Below are 18,729 nucleotides of genomic sequence, written 5' to 3'. Positions count from 1 at the left end.
CCAACATCACACGGCGCAAACCTCAATGTGGGACAACCCAAGCACATTGGCTTGAGCCATGATCTCGCTCGGCGATGAATCAGCAGCAGGCAGCACAAGCCCGTTTTCGCTGTCCCCGAAATGCAACACAATCAGGTGCATTGCAGCTTCGTGACGACTGAGCGTGCCCTGCTCCACCTCCAATCGATAACGTTTCGGCTCTTCAGCCAAGCGATAGTTAATGTTGTAAGTTGCCATACTCACCTCAGGTCCAAGTGCAGGGGTTCGGCGCCCCGCTCCGTGTTCCTTCAGGGAGATCAACGCAGGCAAAAAAGTTCAGCTCAGGCAACCAAGCGAACCTGGTGAACCATTTGCATCGTCAATACGTCCACCGCAAAAGCACTACGAGTCGACACCAAGATGGCAAATGATCCCGTATTGGCCGTGCTCGGCTATCTCAAAGACCACCACCTGGTACTTACCACTGCCGAATCCTGTACAGCAGGCTGCATGGTTGCTTTGCTGGCGGCTTTCCCCGGTACAGGCGAGGTACTGGAAAGCGGCTATGTCGTCTATTCCCCTTCCGCCAAGAAGCGCCTACTCGGGGTAAGCGCGGAAACGATCGAACGGTACGGGCTGACCAGTGAGCCAGTCGCCTGGGAAATGGCCCGAGGGGCATTGAAGGACAGCGATGCCAACGTCGTTATTGCAACTACCGGTGTAGCCGGGCCTAGCCCAACCTCTGGGGTACTACCCGGCACACTGTGCTTTGCGTGGGCATTTGCCGGCGAGCCCATTGCCGTGTTTACCCGCACCCAGCGATTTTTTGGAGAGCGGTCGCAGGTCATGCATGACGGCGCCGTCTACGGGCTAACCCGGCTGATTCATTATCACGAGCGCTGGCTGCGTGGGGAGCGCGCCTGAGAGCAAGGGTGCCGCATTACCAAATCGCAATGTCGTAGGTCAGGTAGATGCGGTTACTGTCGCGCCCGCGGGAAAAATCAGAACGGTAGACATAGTTGCGTAGTTTTACACCCAGCCCTTTGACAGGCCCTGACTGCACAACGTAGGCCAGTTCCATGTCACGTTCCCATTCGTTGAGTTCAGCTTCAGCGGAACGACCGTTGTCCCCGCTCAGGTATCGCGCCATGAACGTGAGCCCAGGGACACCGGCTGCTGCAAAATTGTAGGCATAGCTTGCCATCCAGGTTTTCTCTTCCTCCTCGATGAACTTGCCGATGCCGACGTTGCTGAACGAATAAACCGTCGCACCGCTGATGTAGGGCAGCCCGGCATCGCCATCTAGCATCTGGTAACCGGCACCGACGGTGTGCCCGGAGTGGGTATACGACACCTGCCCGCTGAACATGTCGTTGTCGATCTTGCCGCCATAAGCAGCTCCGCTGTCACGGCTCTTGAAGTAGCGCAGGTCGGTGGTGAACACCCCGCCGGCCAAGGGTAGATCGTGCACCAGCCCTGCATAATCCTGGCGGTAGAAGTGCTCGAGCTGGCCGTGGAAGTAGCTCACACGCAGTTGCTTGCTGATGGCAAAGTCAGCACCCGCAAAGCTGAAATCGCCAGAATCATCGCCGCCGTAACCATCCAGGTAAGGCCAGGCCCGCTGCCGTCGGAGAGACGCCGGTAAGTGCTGGGCCATGTTACCGAACGGTGCCAGTCCATGCTCGACACCGTCTGTGGATCCGACGCACTGCGCTAGCGACGTTACAAGGTCAGCACTGGCCCGCGCGCCTAAGCGTCATTGCGCAGATAGGCCGACATAGCCAGGGCATCGCCCAACGCGGCACCGTTTGCAGTGTTGTCGAACACGCACCACGTAGGTAGCCCCGCAGCACGTCGAACGTTTAACTGGGCCGCCAGGCGCTGCAGATACTCGCTGCCATAGGCGCTGCGGTAGATCTGCGGCTCGCCATGCAAACGCCAGTAGACCAGCCCCGGCCAGCCTCCTGGCAGCTCATCCACGCCAAAGCGCGCCGGGCTGGCAGCGACCTGAGCGACCTGAAAGTCGACAAGCAACGGCTGCGCTGCCGACCATGATCGATGCCTGGGTTCAACGGCCAGCGACCCTGCATAACGCTTTCGCACGGACTCAAAAAATCGATAGGCCACGGCTCCGTCGTACGCCAACGAAGGTGGCAACTGCACCAGCAGGCAGCCGAGACGACTGCCCAAATGCCCGCACTCATCAAGGAACCTGTCGAGCGGCCCCTCACACGCTTGCAACCTCTGCTCATGCGTGACGGCCTTGGGCAGCTTGACTGAAAAGCGAAAATCCTCAGGTACCGATTCAGCCCATCGGGCATAGGTTTTTGGGCGATGAGGACGGTAAAACGACGTGTTGATCTCAACCGCATTCAAGCGTGCCGCGTAACGCTGCAACTGGCTTCCCTCTAAAGCAAACTCATTGCCGTAAGGGCGTGACAAGCTCCAGCCGGCGCAACCGAGGAGAATCATTACGCAAGCGCCGTGGTCCGCAGGGGCGTCACCGTGAATGCATGATAATCCGCACCCGCGACCGCCATCATAAAAGACTGATCGGCCAAGCGACGCAGGTCACGCCACGCCTCCCAGTCGATCAGGTCCAGCCGGTCCATTTCATCGGCCTGGCGCAGCAGTTCCTCGTGGTAACTGCTGGGGCAGTTGCGCCGAATTGCCTGGTCATCGAAGGTTACAAACCAACGAGTGATGGCTTCGAGACGGCGCTGCTCTGCGCCGACGGGCTTTGTAAACGCATTCATCTCGATCACCCCATGCTCTTCTGATAATCGAGACGCGAGCACTGGAATAGGTTCCTTCGTAGCACTCAGCCGGTCATTCAGTATCAAAATGAACACCGAACAGCGGGTTCGCGAACTGCAAGCGGAAATCGCTCACTTACGTACCCGTTGAGTGAGGCCAGGACTGGATAAAAAGCTGTACAACTTCGTTGACTTGTACAAATTTAGTCATAGGCTTGAGCTATATCCCTTCAACAGTTCACTGTTGCTTGAGGATCATCTGGAGCCAAACATGTCCGTTTTTCAGCCATTCGCCAAGCCCTTCAATAATCTTGAAAGGGGCAATCTCGACGCCCATTTTTGTCCGGCCGGTGAATGATGCCCAGCAGCTGGCTGGTCGCCAATGCACTCTGGTTGCAGGCCGGTTGGTGGGCTTGCGTGCTGGGCGCTCGCTACCCTGGCTTATTGCTGCTGGTGCCGCTCGGCCTGGCCATACACCTGTGGCTCTGCCCGGACTACAAGGTAGAAATCAAGGCATTGTTGCGTGTCGTATTGGCCGGCTGCGTGCTGGATAGCGTGCTGGGGGCACTGGGCGTATTCAGCTTCGATACGTGGCCCCTGCCCTTGTGGCTGGTATTGCTGTGGTGGGTACTGGCCAGCGGCCTTCGCCATAGCCTGGCCTGGGCCGGCCGGCCCTACTGGCGCGGCGCGTTGCTGGGCGCCCTTGGCGCCCCACTGGCCTACGTCGGTGGCGCCAGGTTGGCGGGGGTCGGCCTGCCGCTGGGTGTGATTGAAACCGGCTTGTTGCTTATGCCGGTGTGGGCCCTGGCCCTGCCATTACTGCTGCGCATCGCGGCGCGGCGCTGACCGGCGGCAGCGTTCGGAGCAAGGGCCAATGGGGCCGCTGCGCGGCCCATCGCAGGCAAGCCAGCTCCTACAGGGCTTGCGTATTTCATGTGACTCTCGCTCACCTGTAGGAGCTGGCTTGCCTGCGATGGGCTGCACAGCAGCCCCAATTACAGCCGATGACTTCTAACTGACTGGCATTAGGCAGGAGGCTCTTTTTCATACCACCTCGCCAGCATCCAGCCGCGTCAGCAGTGACTGGCCACGCTGCCACACCGCTTCGCGATGGCCAGGCGGCATGCCGTCCAAGTTACGGTAGACCATGGCCAGGCGTGGATTGGCCGACAGCTGAGCGCGGTGACGTATCAGAAAATGCCAGTACAAGGCGTTGAATGGGCAGGCATCCTCCTCGATCACATGGTCGACCTTGTAGCTGCACGCCTTGCAATGGTCGGACATCCGCTGGATGTAACGACCACTGGCACAGTACGGTTTCGACCCCAGGTACCCACCGTCGGCATGCATGACCATGCCCAGCGTGTTAGGCAGTTCGACCCAGTCGAAGGCATCCATGTACACGGCCAAGTACCACTCGCAAATGGCGTCTGGCACGATGCCGGCCAACAGGGCGAAATTACCGGTAACCATCAGCCGCTGGATATGGTGGGCGTAACCCAAGCGCAACGTCTGCCCGATGGTTTGCGCCATGCAGCGCATGCGGGTGGCGCCCGTCCAGTAGAATTCCGGTAAGGCACGCTGGTTTCCCAGATGATTGAGCCCGGCATACTCAGGCATTCGCAGCCAGTAGATGCCGTGCACATACTCGCGCCAGCCAATCAACTGGCGGATGAAGCCTTCGGCGGCATTCAGCGGCACCCGCCCCTCACGCCACGCCTTGTCGAAATCGTCGCACAGGCAACGCACATCCAGAAGGCCAATGTTGAGTGCCGCGCTGATGCGCGCATGGAACAGGTACGGTTCGCCTTCTGCCATGGCGTCCTGGTAGTCACCGAACGCCGCCAGGCCGAAATCGAGAAAATGCTGCCAGAGCTGATGAGCCTGCTCATGGGTCACGGGGTAGTTGAACCCGTCCACGGCCCCGTAATGGTCACTGAAACGCTGCCGAACCAAGGCCACTACCGCTGTCGTGATCGCGTCCGGCTCAAACTGCGCAGCGAACGGCCCTCGCAACTGGCGCGGCAACGGCTTGCGGTTGTCCCCATCAAAATTCCAGGCACCGCCTGCGGGGCTGCCATCGGCCTCCAACAGCAACCCGCAACGCTTGCGCATGCCGCGGTAGAAATGCTCCATGCGCAGTTGCTTACGCCCCTGCGCCCACCGCGCGAAGGCTTCACGCGAGCACAAAAAGCGCGTATCGCGGTGCCACACAAGCGGCAGCTGCGCATCGCGCAGCGCCTGCTCCAGGCGCCATTCACCGCACTCTGTCAGGTGGATGTGCGTGGCGCCCAATGCCTGCTGCCAACGACGCAGCTCGCCCGCAATGCTACCGCTGTTGCCGGCAGCGTTAAGCTCGACATAGTGCACCTGCCAACCCCGCTCCCGCAGCGACTTTGCGAAATGCCGCATGGCACTGAAGATGAGGATGATCTTCAGCGGATGATGCGGCACGTAGCGGGCCTCACCCTCCACTTCCGCCATCAGAATAGCGTCGCGGGTAGGGTCCAGGGCCGCCAGGCTTGCCAGGTCGAACGACAGTTGGTCACCGAGCACCAACCCCAGCCGCGAGGGCCGGGCTACCATTGGGTTGTCAGCGTCACGGGCACCCGCAGCGGCGCGATAGGCCCGTCACGCTGCCCACACATTTCATCATGCACCACCTGCTGCACCAGCATGCACGGCACCGGTGGCAGCTCGGCCAGCAAGTGGCGCAGCTCGGTGGTGGAGCGCAGGCGAACGGGCTGACCACGATCATCAATCAACGTGACCGGGCCGGCACCGGTCAGTGCGCGGAGGATGTAGAAGCCACCTTCGAGCGACAGCAGTTCAAGCTCTTTTACTTCACCGGCCGTAACCCGTTGAGTGAGCGCATTCAGGTTCATGGTGTGCCCTCTGGCAAGCGGCGGAAGAACAGCGTGATCTGCCCAATCTCCACACCCAGTTTGCTCATGCTTGAGCGGTTGATCAGGGTGTCGTCATCCATCAGGTACATCCAGTCGTCCAGGTCCACCTGCCAATGCTCCCCGTCTACCGGCAGGTCCAGCCGGTAGCGCCAGCGCAGCGCATTACCGGCCGATTCGCCATGGGCCTCGCCGATCACGTCACCTGCTGTTCCTCGCCAGCGGCCCGCACCTTCCGGCACCAGCGTCCAGGTTCGCTGCTGACGCGTGCCATCGCTGTAAAGAAAATGCTCATCGAGGATCAGCCGCTCACCGTCGCGGCGGCTGTCGATACGCACGTGAAAGCGCTTCACCACCTCGCCGGAACGCTTCTGGAACATCCCCCAGGCTTGCACCGGTCGCGAGAAGAATGCCGCCAGGTCGAGTTTCGGCTGCTCCTTGGCGTAGTGCTCGACACCGACGTTGCCACAACTGCCGAGGAGCAGGCAGCCAACCAGTAACAGTGCTCTGTACATGTTCACGTCCCTCGGTCGTTGCCCGCCAGCCCGAGCAGGCGCTGGCGCAGCTGTGGGTCCCTGGCCCGTGGGTCGAGCCAGATGGCGAAGAATGCTCGGGAAAATTCCGGGTCGGCGATTACCTGGCTGAGTGCGCCATCGACATAGAAGCGAGACCCTTGCCCTGGCAGGTACACACCCGTGATACGCATACCCGGGCGCACATCCACGAATGCCGCTTCAAGCGCCTTGCTCCACGCTGCGCGTTGCTGCGGCGTGATGTTGGCGTTAAGGCGGCGTATCTCCGCAAGGCTCGCGTCTACCAGCGTCTCCTTGGACAGCGATCGGTGGTAGCGCAGTTCCAGGGCAAAGGGCTGGTTCCAGTCCTGAACCGGCCCCACTGTCCACAGCCGGGCGCTGTAAAGGCGCACGCCGAACCACGTGAAATCGCCAGCACCCAACGGTTGCGCCGTTGGCAATTCGGCTCGCCAGTCCGCTGCTACGGTCGACAGCGCAACCATCAGCACGCACAGGCTGGCCCAACGCGCAGGAGGCACCATGCTTACCTCGAACAATTGGGAAAATCCTGTACAAGAATAGCTTTTTGTATAGGTTTCAACAAACCCTTGTACAGCGTTGATGAGGACGGTAAACACGGGTCATCCGCCGCTAAAAAAAACCGCTGAAACGCTTGCTCTGAACTTTGTCCTGCCCAACGGATTCCCCTGCTTACTCACTGCAATATCTGCTGCACAGCCGGCTTTCAGAAAAGGGGTTTTCACCATGATCGATCAAGCGACAGGTATGAAACCAGGCGAGCGCTATTGCGTGGAGAACGTCGAGCGCGCCCATCAGTTCCCGGGGTACTTTCAAGACGGCAAGTATTACCTCGGCTCCGAACTGCTGACTGCGGTCGGCTGGCTCGAAGGCACGCAGTTCATCTACGACAGCCTGGATGCTGAAGGCGAACCCGTCTTTCCGGATCGGATAGCGGGCACCATCGAGGGCTTGAAGCTGGTAATGGCTGATGGAACCACCCTTGAGCTTTGCCCCCTAGAAGCCAGTGCCACACTGCCGTCTAACGACAGCGAAGACTCACCAGCCCCAGCGCACTCCATGCCAATGAGCCCGACGCCGATCAAAGGCCCATTGCGCGGAAAGGTCGTGGTCATCACCGGCGCCTCCAGCGGCATAGGCCGGGCGGCTGCGCATGCGTTTGCCTGCAAAGGTGCCCGACTGGTGCTCGCGGCACGCGATGAGGAAGCGTTGTTCGACGTGCTGGATGAATGCACCGACTGCGGCACGGACGCTGTCGCCATCACCACCGACGTCACCCACAGCGATCAAGTGGCAGCCCTGGCCACCCAAGCTGCCGAGTTTGGCCATGGACGTATCGATATCTGGATCAACAACGCCAGGGTTGGCGCGTTGGGCAGCTTCGACGAAACACCGCTAGAGGCACATGAGCAGGTGATTCAAACCGACCTGGTCGGTTATCTGCGCGGCGCTTACGTGGTGCTTCCCTACTTCAAAGCACAGCGCAGCGGCATACTGATCAACACCTTGTCGCTTGGCAGCTGGATCGCCCAACCCTATGCGGCAGCCTACTCGGCGAGCAAGTTCGGCCTGCGTGGCCTGACCGAAGCGCTGCGCGGTGAGCTGACGGAGTTCCCCGGCATTCATGTGTGTGATCTTTATCCGGCCGTCATGGACACGCCAGGCTTGCGGGACGCAGGCAACTACACCGGCCACGCGCTGACACCCCCAGGGCCGATCTACGACCCGGAACGGGTGGCAAACGCCATGGTAGCCTGCGCCATTTCCCCGAGCGCGCGCACCACTGTCGGCGCTGCCGCTCGCCTCGCCCATCTGGCCAGCTACCTGGTACCGGGGCTGCCTCAGTTGTCAGGCTGGCTCACGCGCTGGGGCTTGAACCGCAGCCCTAGCGCGGCGATATCTTCCGGGAATCTGTTCGAGCCACCCGATGACCGGCGAAGTGTGGACGGTGGCTGGAGAACTCAGAAAGATAAAACGTCGTTATGGGTGGGTGCGGCGCTGCTGGGTGTCATTGCCGGGTTTGTCTTCACCCGTTCGCAACGCAGGCGCCGCTAGGGTTTGCTGGCAGTCATTTGCGCACAGCAGCGCGCCCGTCACGCGAGCTGGATATACACCGAGTAGCTGCCCAGCAAAACCCAGAACCCGAGAAAAATCCAAGGCGTGCGAAGGGAGAACAGCAAGGATTTCCGGTGCCCGGCCCGGGACGTCTCAGCCTCGCAGAACAAGGGCGATTCATCATAGGCCAGGCCCATCATCGGCTCACTGCGCAGCAAGTGGCTCTGCTTCAACTGCCAGTGCTCGATGATCCGGAACGCCGCGCGGATGCCTGGCCAGGCATTCAACGAGCTCAACACGCCGAGCAGGGCGAGAAACGCCGGCACGATCAACGTGAACATTTCCCCCCAGCTCTGGTTAAGGTTGCTCATCGAAGACACGAAGGCGATGACCAGGAACGACTGAGCGGCCAGATACGCATCGGTGCGGTTGGCCAGGATAGTGGTCTCGTACTGGATTTCGCGTCGATAGAAATCCAGGCGTTCCTTGGGCGTGCCGAACATCCGCGCATTCTGCTGATCGATCTCATGCTCAGAGGTGGTGGGCGTAATAATTCGAGGCACTCGGGCGCTCCTGAAAGGGGTGAGAGCAGCGCACTGCTGATCAGCGATAGAGCGATCCCTTCAACGAAAATTCATTGCAAGTGGGTGGCAGGCCGTCCGTCGTTCAAAACCAGCATCCACTTCAACACTGGCTTCCCGCACCGTTCGAACGGTAATGAGCGTTCTCAACTGCAGGAGCTTCGACCATGAGCGACTACCCTACTCCGCCATTCCCCTCGCAACCGCAAAGCGTCCCCGGTTCGCAGCGCAAGATGGAGCCGTACCCGGACTGCGGTGAGCAGACCTATACAGGCCACAACCGGCTCGAAGGCAAAATCGCCTTGATCACCGGCGCCGACAGCGGCATCGGTCGGGCCGTTGCGATTGCCTACGCGCGTGAAGGTGCGGACGTTGCCATCGCCTACCTGGATGAGCACGAAGATGCGCAAGAAACGGCGCGCTGGGTCGAAGCCGCGGGCCGCCAGTGCCTCCTGCTGCCCGGTGACCTGGCGCACAAACAGCACTGTTACACCATCGTCGACAAGACCGTGGAACAGTTCGGTCGCATCGACATCCTGGTCAACAACGCCGCATTCCAGATGGCCCATGAAAGCCTGGATGACATTGACGATGAGGAGTGGGTGAAGACGTTCGACACCAACATCACCGCCATCTTCCGCATCTGCCAACGGGCATTGCCGTCAATGCCGAAGGGCGGATCGATCATCAATACCAGCTCGGTCAATTCCGATGACCCGTCACCCAGCCTGTTGGCCTACGCCGCCACCAAAGGCGCCATTGCCAACTTCACTGCAGGCCTCGCCCAGTTGCTGGCGAAGCAAGGCATCCGGGTCAACAGCGTGGCGCCAGGCCCGATCTGGACGCCGTTGATCCCCGCCACCATGCCGGATGAGGCCGTCAGAAACTTTGGCTCGGGCTACCCTATGGGGCGGCCAGGGCAACCGGTCGAGGTGGCGCCGATCTACGTTTTGCTGGGCTCTGATGAAGCCAGTTATATCTCGGGTTCACGCTACGGCGTCACGGGCGGCAAACCGATCCTCTGACGACCATGACAAGGCTTGCTGTCGCAGGCCTCGACGCTTCATCTGCGCGCTGCGAGCCATGCGGTAAAGACTTGAACCATTCGCACGCCCATCACGTCCACCGCAACAGAACCGATGAGTTTGTACCCAGCAATCCGTGTTTCTCCTACCGCCATGAGGTGCCTGCATGAACGCTATCGACCTGTTGATTCAAGACCATAAATTGGTGAAGAAGCTGCTGGCTGAATTGTCTTCAACCACCGAGCGAGCCGTGAAAAAGCGCGCCGAACTGCTGCACCGGATCGAGCAGGAGCTGCAAGTCCACACTGCTCTGGAGGAGGACATCCTCTACCCGGCCATCAAGAAAGCCGGCGGCAAGGAAGAAGCGAAGATGTATTACGAAGCCAAGGAAGAACACCGTACCGTGGATTCGCTGGTGCTTCCTGATCTGCTTCATACCGAAACCGGCACCCTCGAATTTGCCGGGCGGGTGAAGGTGATGAAAGAGCTGCTTGAACATCACATCGAAGAAGAGGAAGGCGAACTGTTCCCCACTGCGAAAAAGCTGCTGGGCAAAGATCAGCTGGAAGAGATGGGCGTTGCCATGGAGGCGCACAGAAAAATGCTCAAGGGCGAACGACGGGCTGCATGAACCCAATGCGCCACAGCAAAAAAAGAAATTAAAGAAGGCCAATTTATTACCTTAAGGAATAAAAATAGCACCGAACGATATTGGTATATACCAGATGTCTACCCGTTAAATCTGCTCCCTGAGCCCTGAGGGCACCAAGGAGCACGAAAGGATGAACGCTGTACGGGTAATGCTGGAGTATTTCCACCCTTGGCCAAATTCGGCAGGGTTCTACGTCGCAAGGGAGCGCGGGTGGTATCAGGACGCCGGCTTGTCGGTGCAACTGGTAGTGCCCGACCCCTTCCATGGCGACACGTTGGAGCACCTGCTCAAAGGCGATGCGGATGTCGGCGTATTTCCCAGCAATCGCTTGCTGGTCAGGCGCAGCCTCGGCCAGCCGCTGCTGGGTGTCGCGGCCATCAACCATCGGGGCCTTGAATCGATCCAGACCCTCACCGACTTCGGCATTCGCCGCCCCAGGGACCTCGCAGGCAAACGCCTGGCGCTCAACCCCACGCCCCGTGGCCTGGCCATGGTGCGCCATCTGGTGGCCGCCGATGGCGGCGACCCGGATGCCGTGATCATCGTCGACAGCAAAGTGCGCGAACTGCGCCCGGAAGACCTGGCGGCAGGCATTGCCGACGCCAGTTTTGGCGGTTACTGGGCCTGGGAAGCCTTGATGGACAGCCCGGTTGCGGCCGAGCGACGTGTGGTCTGGCCAGTCGATGACATTGGCGCACCGCGTTATCACAGCTACCTGCTGGGCGGGCAGCAACGCTGGTTCGAGGACAACCCCGAGATCGCCCGCGCCTTTCTCGCCGCCACCGAGCGTGGCTTTCGCGCAGCGGCCGCTGACCCGCAAAGCGCGTTGGGCGCCTATGAGGCCGCCATCCCTTACTTTCCGAGGGCGCTGCTCAGCCAATCGCTACAGCACATCGCACCCACTTGGCTGCATGAGCAGCGCTGGGGCCAGCAACGCGAAGAATTGATCGCCCCCTACGCCCAGTGGCTGCACCACCACGGCGTACTGGCCGACGCCGACGCTTGGCGTGGTGCCACCAGTAACCGTTACCTGCCGGAGCCACAGGCATGAACGAGCCCTTGCGCATGGCCCATGGCATGGGCGTGCAGCCAGTAGAAGCCGACTGGCCCGCGCTGACTCAGGTGGATGTGGAAGCGGTACTGAGCCACTTCCCGCGGCTTGGCGCCGTGGGCCCGCTGCACTGGCACAGCCCCCGCCCCTTCTCGGCTGCCGCGCAGGTGCGCACGGAACAGGGCGAGTTGTTCGTCAAACGCCACCACCGCAGTGTCCGCCAGCCCGCCTGGCTGCTGGAGGAACACCGCTTCGTTCAGCACCTTGAACAGCGTGGCGCGCTCGTTGTCACCCCGTTACTCGACCGCAATGGCAACAGTGTGGTGGCCCTGGGTGAATGGACTTACGAGGTGCTGCCCTGCGCCCAGGGCCAGGACCTGTACCGTGACGCGCTGTCATGGACACCCTTTCTCAGCCTGCCGCACGCCCATGCAGCGGGCGTTGCCCTCGCTCGCCTGCACCTGGCCGCCGAAGGCTTCACTGCGGGCGCCCGACGCACGCCCGTATTGATTGCCAACCTGCGGTTCTTCAGCCACCACGCGCCGCTGTCGTCCATCGAAGCAGCCTTGACGCAGCAGCCCGCACTGGCCCACTACCTCGCAGACAAACACTGGCAGCAGGCCCTGAGCGAACTCTATCTGCCCCATCACTGCGCCCTGCTGCCCCTGCTGCAGCACCAGCCGGCGCTGTGGACCCACAACGACTGGCACGCCTCCAACCTGCTGTGGGACGAATCGGCAAACACCACGCAGGTGCTCAGCGTCCTTGATTTCGGCCTGAGTGACCGGACTTTCGCCGTGTTCGACCTGGCCACTGCGGTAGAACGCAATTGCATTCCCTGGCTTGAACTTGATGCAGGCGGGCGCGCCGCCGCCGACCTCGACGCCGTCGATGCACTGCTGGCCGGTTACCACAGCCAGCGGCCCCTGACACAGGCCGACCTGCTCACGCTCAAAGCGCTGCTGCCATTGGTCCATGTGGATTTCGCCCTCGCCGAAATCGACTACTTCCAGGGCATCGTCGGATCCCGGAGCAACGCCGACATCGCCTACCACAATTTCTTGATCGGCCATGGCCAATGGTTTGGCGACAGCGAAGGCACCCGCCTGCTCGATCATCTGCACCGCATCGCACGCGCGCGCTGACAGGAGCCCCTATGCCCGACATCCTCATTTCACCCAACGCCTTGCACCACGCCCTGCAACAGCCGGGCCTGGTGGTGCTCGACGCCAGTGTGGAACTGGCCGCCGCCCAGTTCGATGGCGACTACCGCGTCGCCAGTGGCCATGCGGCCTGGCTGGCCGCACACATCCCGACGGCGCGGCATGCCGACCTGACGCGCGAGCTGGCCGGCACCGCAGCGAGCTACAGCTTCGCCCTGCCCTCGCCAACGGAGGCAGCCGCGGCGCTGGCACGCCTGGGCATCGCCGAGGCACGGCACATCGTGGTCTACGACCGGCATGAGGGTTTTTGGGCCGCACGCCTGTGGTGGATGCTGCGTAGCCTGGGCGTGGCCGCGTCGGTGCTCGACGGCGGCCTGAAGGCCTGGCGCCAGGCCAACCTGCCCTTGGCCCGCGGTGAGCAAGCTCAGCCTGGTGTAGCGGGTTCGCCAGTGTCGCTCACCGTCCTTCCAGGGTACTGGGCAAACCGCGAAGACGTGCTGGCCGTACTCGATGGACAAGCGCCAGGCACGCTGGTGTGTGCGCTGTCCAAGGGGCTGTTCGAGGGCAGCGCGGTGACCCGCTATGCCCGACGCGGCCATATCCCCGGCAGCCTCAACCGACCGGCGCGGCAACTGTTCGACGCGCAGGGCCGCTACCTGGCGCCCGACGCATTGGCCCGCGCACTCGGCCCAGCATTGGTCGAAGGCACCCAGCCACTGGTCCTCTACTGTGGCGGCGGTATTTCCGCGGCCGCCACTGCCCTGGCCCTGACGCTCCTGGGGCGCCAGGGCGTTTCGATCTATGACGGCTCGCTGCAGGAATGGGCAGCTGACCCTGCATTACCAATGACCACCGGAGCAACGCCGGCCTGAAGTTACACCCCCTTCAAGCGCCCGCTCAACGATGCTGTCGCCGCTGCATAGGCGCGGCATCGCGAGCACAGGTTTACCCGATTTTCGGTGCCACACCGCTGGTCACCCAGGAGTTCGTTCATGGCTTCATCCTTGTCTTTTCATCACCGCCACGGCCTCGCGCTGGGGCTGCTGAGCCTGTCATTGAACCCGGCCCTGGCCTGGGCAGACAGCACCCTGCTGGAGGCCATCACCGTGACGGGCGCACAGACCAACAGCTACCAAGCCTCCTCAGCCTCGGTGGGGGGGCTGGGCGAGGCGCCACTGCTCGATACGCCGGCCTCGGTTGCGGTGTTCACCGAGCAACTGCTCAAGGACCGCCAGGCCAGGCTGCTCAGCGACGTGCTCAGCAACGACGCCTCGACCGGCGAAAGCTATGCGCCGATCGGTTACTACGAAAACTTCGTGGTTCGCGGGTTTTCCCTCAGCGCCGCCAACAGCTACAAGATCAACGGCAGCACCATCACCGGCGAGCAGAACGTCGCGCTGGAAAACAAACAGCAGGTCGAGCTGCTCAAAGGCCTTTCCGGGTTGCAACGTGGCGTTTCCGAGCCGGGCGGGCTGGTCAACTACGTCACCAAGCGCCCGCAGAACGTACGTTCAGTCACCGTCGCAAGCAACGAATCAGGCGAGCGCTATGTGGCCACCGACCTTGGCGGCTGGCTGGACAGCGAGCAGCGCCTGGGCGTGCGCGCCAACTTCGCCCACGAAGACATACGCTCCTACGTGGACAACTCGGACGGCAAACGCGATTTCGCCTCCCTGGCCGTGGACTGGAACCTCAGCGATGCCGCCCTGCTGCAGCTGGATGCCGAGTACCAGACCCGCGAACAGCGCTCGGTGCCGGGCTATCAGCTACTCGGCGGTAGCGTGGTGCCCAGCGGCATCGACCCCAAGGACCGCCTGGCCGACCAGCGCTGGTCGAAACCGGTGGGTATCGATTCGCTCAACCTTGGCAGCCGCTTCGAGTACCGCTTCGACGACAACTGGAGCGCCAACTTGAGCGCTTCGCGCAGCCGGGTGGTGATCGACGACTACAGCGCCTTCGCCTGGGGCTGCTATGGCGCTCCGAGCTGCGCCAGCTCCGCCGTGCCCAACTACTTCAGCCCCGAGGGCGACTACGATGTCTACGACTTCCGCAACCCCGACGATACCCGCCGCAACGACGAGCTTCAGGCGGCACTGAGCGGGCGCTTCGACAGCGGCCCTTGGCAGCATGAGCTGACCGTCGGCAGCAGCGCCCTGCGCCGTATCGTCGACCGCCGCGACTCGGTCAACGAATGGGTGGGCACCGCCAACATCTACCAGCCGGTACCCGACTTTGCGCCGACCAGCGAACCGCTGGGCCACACCTATCGGCGCCTGGACAGCCGCCAGTACGGGCTGTTCTTCAGCGACCGGCTGAGCTACGGCGAACACTGGCAGGCCATTCTGGGTGGCCGCCAGGTGCGCCTGGACGAAAAAACCTTCGATATCGACGGCAACACCACGCGCCATACCCAACGTTCGGAGTTCCTGCCCAACGTGGCACTGATCTACAAACCACGCCCGGACATCTCGCTGTACACCAGCTACAGCAAAGGCCTGTCACTGGGCGGCGAAGCGGCGTGGTTCACCACCAATGCCGACGAGATCCTGCCGCCCACGGTTTCACGGCAACTGGAGGTAGGTGCCAAGCGTGACTGGCAGGGCTTGAGCCTCGGCGCCGCGCTGTTTCGCATCAGCAAGGCCTACCAGTATTCACGCCCCAATGGCGACGGCAGCTTCACCTACGTGCAGCAAGGCGAGCAGGAAAACATCGGCCTCGAACTGTCCGCCAGCGGGCACCTGACCGAACAGTTGCAGGTGTCGGCCAGTGCCGCGGCCATCCGCGCCCGGGTCGAGGACAGCGGCACTGACAGCTACGAAGGGCACCAGGCGATCAACGTGCCGAACGTGCGCGCCAGCCTGCACGCCGACTACAGTGTCGCCAGCATCAAGGGCCTGGCCCTGCTCGGCGGCCTGCGCTACAGCGCCAGCAAGTATGCAAGCCAGGCCGGCAATGTGAAGGTCGACGGGTACACGGTGTTCGATGCCGGGGCGCGCTACACCCTGGACCTGGAGGGCTACGAAACCGTAGTGCGCCTGACCGTGGACAACCTCTTCGACAAACGCTACTGGCGTGATGTGGGCGAATACATGGGGGATGGCTACCTGTTCCAGGGTGCGCCGCGCACCGCTCGCCTGTCCGCCACCGTGAATTTCTGAGGAATCGCCATGACCCGGTCCGTCTCGCTGATCGCCACCCTGCTGGCAACGCTGCTCACCGGTTGCCAGCAGCACCCGCCCGCTAACGACCAGCTCGATGCAGTGCTCTGGACCCAGACGTCGGTGGAACACGACCTGCTGTTCCGCCAGGTGTATGCCAGTGCCACCCAGCACCTCGATAGGGCCTTGGCCGACCCCGCCTGGGATGCGCTGGCACACGCACCGCGCGCGCTACACGGTTTGCCACCGGCGCTGATCATCGACATCGACGAAACCCTGCTGGATAACGTCCCGCTCAACGCCCGTTCGATCATCAATGACCGCCCCTATGACTACGACGCCTGGTACCAGTGGGTCGATCGCGCCAAGGCCCCTGCCCTGCCCGGCGCGGTGGACTTTCTGCAGGCCGCCGCGCGCCGTGGTATCACGCCGTACTACCTGACCAACCGAGCGCCAGGCCAGGAGCAGGCAACCCTGGAAAACCTGCGCCGCGCCGGCTTCCCCATCGACAGCAGCGCCCAGATTCTCACCGCCGGCACCGCCATTGGCGGTTGCCAGGCCAGCGGTTCGGACAAGACCTGCCGCCGTCATTGGGTGGGGACCCAGGCGCGGGTGCTGATGCAACTGGGCGACAGTTTCGGTGATTTCATGGCCACCCGCGGCAGCCAGCAGGCCCAGCTCGACGCGGCCCGCCCCTACTTCGCCTGGCTGGGTGAACGCTGGTTCCTGCTGCCCAACCCCACCTATGGCGGCTGGTACAGCGCGCCGTACCAGGGGCGCGAAGGGTTGTCGGAACAACAGAAGCGCGCCTTCAAGCACAAGGTCTTGAAGCCCCAGTACTGACGCTGCCGAGGAGGCGCCCATGTCAACGTTAGAAATCATCGCCGTGCTGTTGAATATCCTCGGCGTGTGGCTGACCACCCAACGTATTCGCTGGTGCTGGCCGGTAAGCGTGGTCGCCGTGCTGCTCTACGCCTGGATATTCTTCGACGTGAAGCTGTATTGCGACATGCTGCTGCAACTGGTCTTCGCCGTGCTGCAAGGTTACGGCTGGTGGCGCTGGAGCCAGGGTTACAGCGTCGCCGGCAAGGTCGGCGTGCAACGCCTGCCGCGCCGCGAGGCCATCGTCAGCCTGGCGGCGGGGCTTGCTGGCGCAGTACTGCTTGGCACCGTCATGCAGCGCTACACCGATGCCTCCGCGCCGTGGATCGACGCGCTGCTGAGTTCGCTCAGCCTGGTGGCCAGCTTCTGGGCGGCACGCAAATACGTCGCCAGCTGGGGGCTGTGGATCGTGCTCGACAGCGCCTACGTCGGGCTGTTCCTGTTCAAGGACCTGCAACTCACGGCGGCCCTGTACGCCGGCTTCGTGGTACTGGCCGCCTACGGCCTGCTGGCCTGGCGCAACGAACTGCTGGCCCAGCAACAGCCCCTGCCTGCGGGCGCCGAGGTATTGCCATGAACCCGTTTCGCACCTCGTTCGTCAGCGAGTCGCAGCCACAGGCCACGTGGCGCGCCAGCCAGCCCCATTACCTGCGTATCCGCGATCAACTGGCCAGTGACCTGGCTAAAGGCTGCCTGCCCGCCGACAGCAAGCTGCCCGCAGAGCGCGACTTGGCCGAGCGTTTCGGCTGCACACGGGTGACCCTGCGCCAGGCACTGCAATTGCTGGAAACCGACGGCGTCATCTACCGCCAGGACCGCCGCGGCTGGTACGTCAGCCCCCCACGCATCCGCTACGACCCAACCGGCATCACAGGCTTCATGGAGTACGTCACCACCCAGGGCCGCACGCCACGCACCGAGTGCCTGCACGCCGAGCGCCGCCCAGCCGGGGCCTGGCTGGCCAAGCGCATGGGCCTGGAGCATGCGGAGGAGCCGGTGTTCTACCTGCAGCGCCGTCGCTACGTGGACCAACGCCCGGTGCTGCTCGAGTGCAATGTGCTGGTCGCCGACTGGTGCCCCGCGTTGCTCGACGCCGACCTTAACACCTCGCTGACCGCCCTGCTGCGCGAACGTTTCGGCCGCGTGCAGTCGCGCAGCGAGTTGTGCATGCACCCTGAGACGATGAACGACTTTCAGGCCGATCTGCTGCAAGTCTCCCCAGGCTCGAGCAGTTTCTACCTGGAACGCCTGAGCTTCGGCGAGCGCGGCCAGCCCGTGGAGTTCGACCAGGAATTCTGGCGCCCGGACGCCCTCGCCGTAGTGCTGCAAACCCGCTACCCCGGCCAGGTCGAAGCGCTATGAAACACCCACTCGACACCCCACTGGAAACACGCTTGCTGGCCGCCGAAGGCCTGATTTTCGACTGCGACGGCACCCTGATCGACAGCCTGCCCGCCTACGCCAGCGCCTGGCGCGCGGGCTTCGCTGCGTCTGGCAAGGGCATGGACAGCGCATGGCACGCCGCCCGCTGCGGGCTCTGCGAGACGCAATTGATGACGCATTTCGAACAGAGCCACCAGGTCACGCTGGATCGCCCCAGGGTGGTGGCGACGATGCGCCAGCACTACCTGGCCAACCTTTCCCGGCATGTGCGTGAGATCACCCAGGTAACTGCCATCGCCAGGCGGTTTGCCGGGGTGAAGCCCATGGCGGTGGCGTCCAGTGGATCGCGCGAGATTGTCTTGAACTCACTGGCCGCACTGGGTTTGGTCGCGCTGTTCGACGCCATTGTGACCATCGACGATGTCGGCAAGGCCAAGCCTGATCCTGCTATCCCTCTAGAGGCCGCCCGGCGACTGGGGCTGCCGCCTGCTCGCTGCCTGGTGTTCGAGGACAGCGAGCAAGGCCTGGAGGCAGCGCGGCGCGGTGGGCTGCCGGTGGTGGACATAAGGCGGCTGAGCGCGCCTTAGATG

Annotated in this window: 21 protein-coding genes and 1 pseudogene; 13 read left to right on the top strand and 9 right to left on the bottom strand. The window is 62.5% G+C overall.

Going from position 1 to position 18,729, the window contains the following annotated elements; all coding sequences use genetic code 11:
* Positions 1-6 precede the first annotated feature (6 nt).
* Positions 7-237, bottom strand: a complete 231-nt coding sequence (locus OO306_RS06300) for a hypothetical protein (RefSeq protein WP_238214826.1) — start codon at positions 235-237, stop codon at positions 7-9.
* 162 nt (positions 238-399) lie between these two features.
* Between OO306_RS06300 and OO306_RS06295 the strand changes: the two genes are divergently transcribed.
* A complete protein-coding gene (locus tag OO306_RS06295; RefSeq protein ID WP_238214825.1) occupies positions 400-903 on the top strand; it encodes a CinA family protein in 504 nt (167 codons plus the stop codon).
* Positions 904-919: 16 nt separating this feature from the next.
* Here the strand turns inward: OO306_RS06295 and OO306_RS06290 are convergent.
* The 3 genes and pseudogenes from OO306_RS06290 to OO306_RS06280 form a co-directional block, all read right to left on the bottom strand.
* Positions 920-1,588: pseudogene (locus OO306_RS06290) on the bottom strand (OprD family outer membrane porin); the annotation flags it as partial.
* Positions 1,589-1,728: 140 nt separating this feature from the next.
* Positions 1,729-2,451: a DUF72 domain-containing protein gene (locus OO306_RS06285; RefSeq protein ID WP_265968089.1), complete on the bottom strand. Its 723-nt coding sequence runs from the start codon at positions 2,449-2,451 to the stop codon at positions 1,729-1,731.
* On the bottom strand, positions 2,451-2,735 hold the full coding sequence (locus OO306_RS06280; protein ID WP_265968156.1) for a hypothetical protein: 285 nt from the start codon (positions 2,733-2,735) through the stop codon (positions 2,451-2,453). Before OO306_RS06280 ends, OO306_RS06285 begins: the two co-directional genes overlap by 1 nt.
* Before the next feature lie 357 nt (positions 2,736-3,092).
* On the opposite strand from OO306_RS06280, the gene OO306_RS06275 reads away from it, so the two are divergent.
* Positions 3,093-3,581: a DUF2878 domain-containing protein gene (locus OO306_RS06275; RefSeq protein ID WP_265968155.1), complete on the top strand. Its 489-nt coding sequence runs from the start codon at positions 3,093-3,095 to the stop codon at positions 3,579-3,581.
* A gap of 198 nt (positions 3,582-3,779) precedes the next feature.
* On the opposite strand, the gene OO306_RS06270 is transcribed toward OO306_RS06275, so the two are convergent.
* From OO306_RS06270 to OO306_RS06255, 4 genes are read right to left on the bottom strand one after another with little or no spacing between them, the layout of a single operon-like run.
* Positions 3,780-5,321, bottom strand: coding sequence for a cryptochrome/photolyase family protein (locus tag OO306_RS06270; RefSeq protein ID WP_265968087.1), 1,542 nt, complete (start codon positions 5,319-5,321; stop codon positions 3,780-3,782).
* Entirely contained in the window at positions 5,315-5,620 is a 306-nt protein-coding gene (locus OO306_RS06265) for a DUF6482 family protein (RefSeq protein WP_099429573.1), read from the bottom strand. The genes OO306_RS06270 and OO306_RS06265 overlap by 7 nt, the downstream gene beginning before the upstream one ends.
* Entirely contained in the window at positions 5,617-6,153 is a 537-nt protein-coding gene (locus tag OO306_RS06260; RefSeq protein WP_265968085.1) for a DUF3833 domain-containing protein, read from the bottom strand. Before OO306_RS06260 ends, OO306_RS06265 begins: the two co-directional genes overlap by 4 nt.
* 2 nt (positions 6,154-6,155) lie before the next feature.
* Positions 6,156-6,692 (bottom strand): chalcone isomerase family protein, encoded by a 537-nt coding sequence (locus tag OO306_RS06255; protein WP_265968154.1) that lies wholly within the window; start codon positions 6,690-6,692, stop codon positions 6,156-6,158.
* 223 nt (positions 6,693-6,915) lie between these two features.
* On the opposite strand from OO306_RS06255, the gene OO306_RS06250 reads away from it, so the two are divergent.
* The gene (locus OO306_RS06250) at positions 6,916-8,244 is read left to right on the top strand and encodes an SDR family oxidoreductase (RefSeq protein ID WP_265968084.1); all 1,329 of its coding nucleotides are present in this window, start codon (positions 6,916-6,918) and stop codon (positions 8,242-8,244) included.
* A gap of 38 nt (positions 8,245-8,282) precedes the next feature.
* On the opposite strand, the gene OO306_RS06245 is transcribed toward OO306_RS06250, so the two are convergent.
* Positions 8,283-8,807, bottom strand: a complete 525-nt coding sequence (locus tag OO306_RS06245; RefSeq protein ID WP_027596487.1) for a hypothetical protein — start codon at positions 8,805-8,807, stop codon at positions 8,283-8,285.
* 185 nt (positions 8,808-8,992) lie between these two features.
* On the opposite strand from OO306_RS06245, the gene OO306_RS06240 reads away from it, so the two are divergent.
* The 10 genes from OO306_RS06240 to OO306_RS06195 all read left to right on the top strand — a co-directional run bounded on the left by OO306_RS06240 (position 8,993) and on the right by OO306_RS06195 (position 18,726).
* Positions 8,993-9,850: an SDR family oxidoreductase gene (locus OO306_RS06240; protein WP_265968083.1), complete on the top strand. Its 858-nt coding sequence runs from the start codon at positions 8,993-8,995 to the stop codon at positions 9,848-9,850.
* A 166-nt stretch (positions 9,851-10,016) separates the two neighbouring features.
* Entirely contained in the window at positions 10,017-10,481 is a 465-nt protein-coding gene (locus tag OO306_RS06235; protein WP_099429577.1) for a hemerythrin domain-containing protein, read from the top strand.
* 151 nt (positions 10,482-10,632) lie between these two features.
* Entirely contained in the window at positions 10,633-11,553 is a 921-nt protein-coding gene (locus tag OO306_RS06230) for an ABC transporter substrate-binding protein (RefSeq protein ID WP_265968082.1), read from the top strand.
* A complete protein-coding gene (locus OO306_RS06225; RefSeq protein WP_265968081.1) occupies positions 11,550-12,698 on the top strand; it encodes a phosphotransferase enzyme family protein in 1,149 nt (382 codons plus the stop codon). The genes OO306_RS06230 and OO306_RS06225 overlap by 4 nt, the downstream gene beginning before the upstream one ends.
* Positions 12,699-12,709: 11 nt before the next feature.
* A complete protein-coding gene (locus OO306_RS06220; protein WP_265968079.1) occupies positions 12,710-13,588 on the top strand; it encodes a sulfurtransferase in 879 nt (292 codons plus the stop codon).
* Positions 13,589-13,708: 120 nt separating this feature from the next.
* Positions 13,709-15,874, top strand: coding sequence for a TonB-dependent siderophore receptor (locus OO306_RS06215; protein ID WP_265968078.1), 2,166 nt, complete (start codon positions 13,709-13,711; stop codon positions 15,872-15,874).
* Between the two features lie 9 nt (positions 15,875-15,883).
* Complete coding sequence (locus OO306_RS06210; protein ID WP_265968077.1) at positions 15,884-16,717, top strand: 5'-nucleotidase, lipoprotein e(P4) family; 834 nt, start codon at positions 15,884-15,886, stop codon at positions 16,715-16,717.
* A gap of 19 nt (positions 16,718-16,736) precedes the next feature.
* Positions 16,737-17,333 carry a nicotinamide riboside transporter PnuC gene (pnuC, locus tag OO306_RS06205; RefSeq protein WP_265968076.1) on the top strand — a complete coding sequence of 199 codons (597 nt, stop codon included), beginning with the start codon at positions 16,737-16,739 and terminating at the stop codon, positions 17,331-17,333.
* Positions 17,330-18,118 carry a GntR family transcriptional regulator gene (locus OO306_RS06200; protein WP_265968075.1) on the top strand — a complete coding sequence of 263 codons (789 nt, stop codon included), beginning with the start codon at positions 17,330-17,332 and terminating at the stop codon, positions 18,116-18,118. The genes pnuC and OO306_RS06200 overlap by 4 nt, the downstream gene beginning before the upstream one ends.
* The gene (locus OO306_RS06195) at positions 18,115-18,726 is read left to right on the top strand and encodes an HAD family phosphatase (protein WP_265968074.1); all 612 of its coding nucleotides are present in this window, start codon (positions 18,115-18,117) and stop codon (positions 18,724-18,726) included. Before OO306_RS06200 ends, OO306_RS06195 begins: the two co-directional genes overlap by 4 nt.
* Positions 18,727-18,729: the final 3 nt, after the last annotated feature.

Source organism: Pseudomonas sp. DCB_AW (assembly GCF_026240895.1).
Taxonomy (GTDB): Bacteria; Pseudomonadota; Gammaproteobacteria; order Pseudomonadales; family Pseudomonadaceae; genus Aquipseudomonas; species Aquipseudomonas kermanshahensis.
Note: the sequence above shows the minus strand (reverse complement) of the source record. Positions and strands in the feature narration are given on the sequence as shown.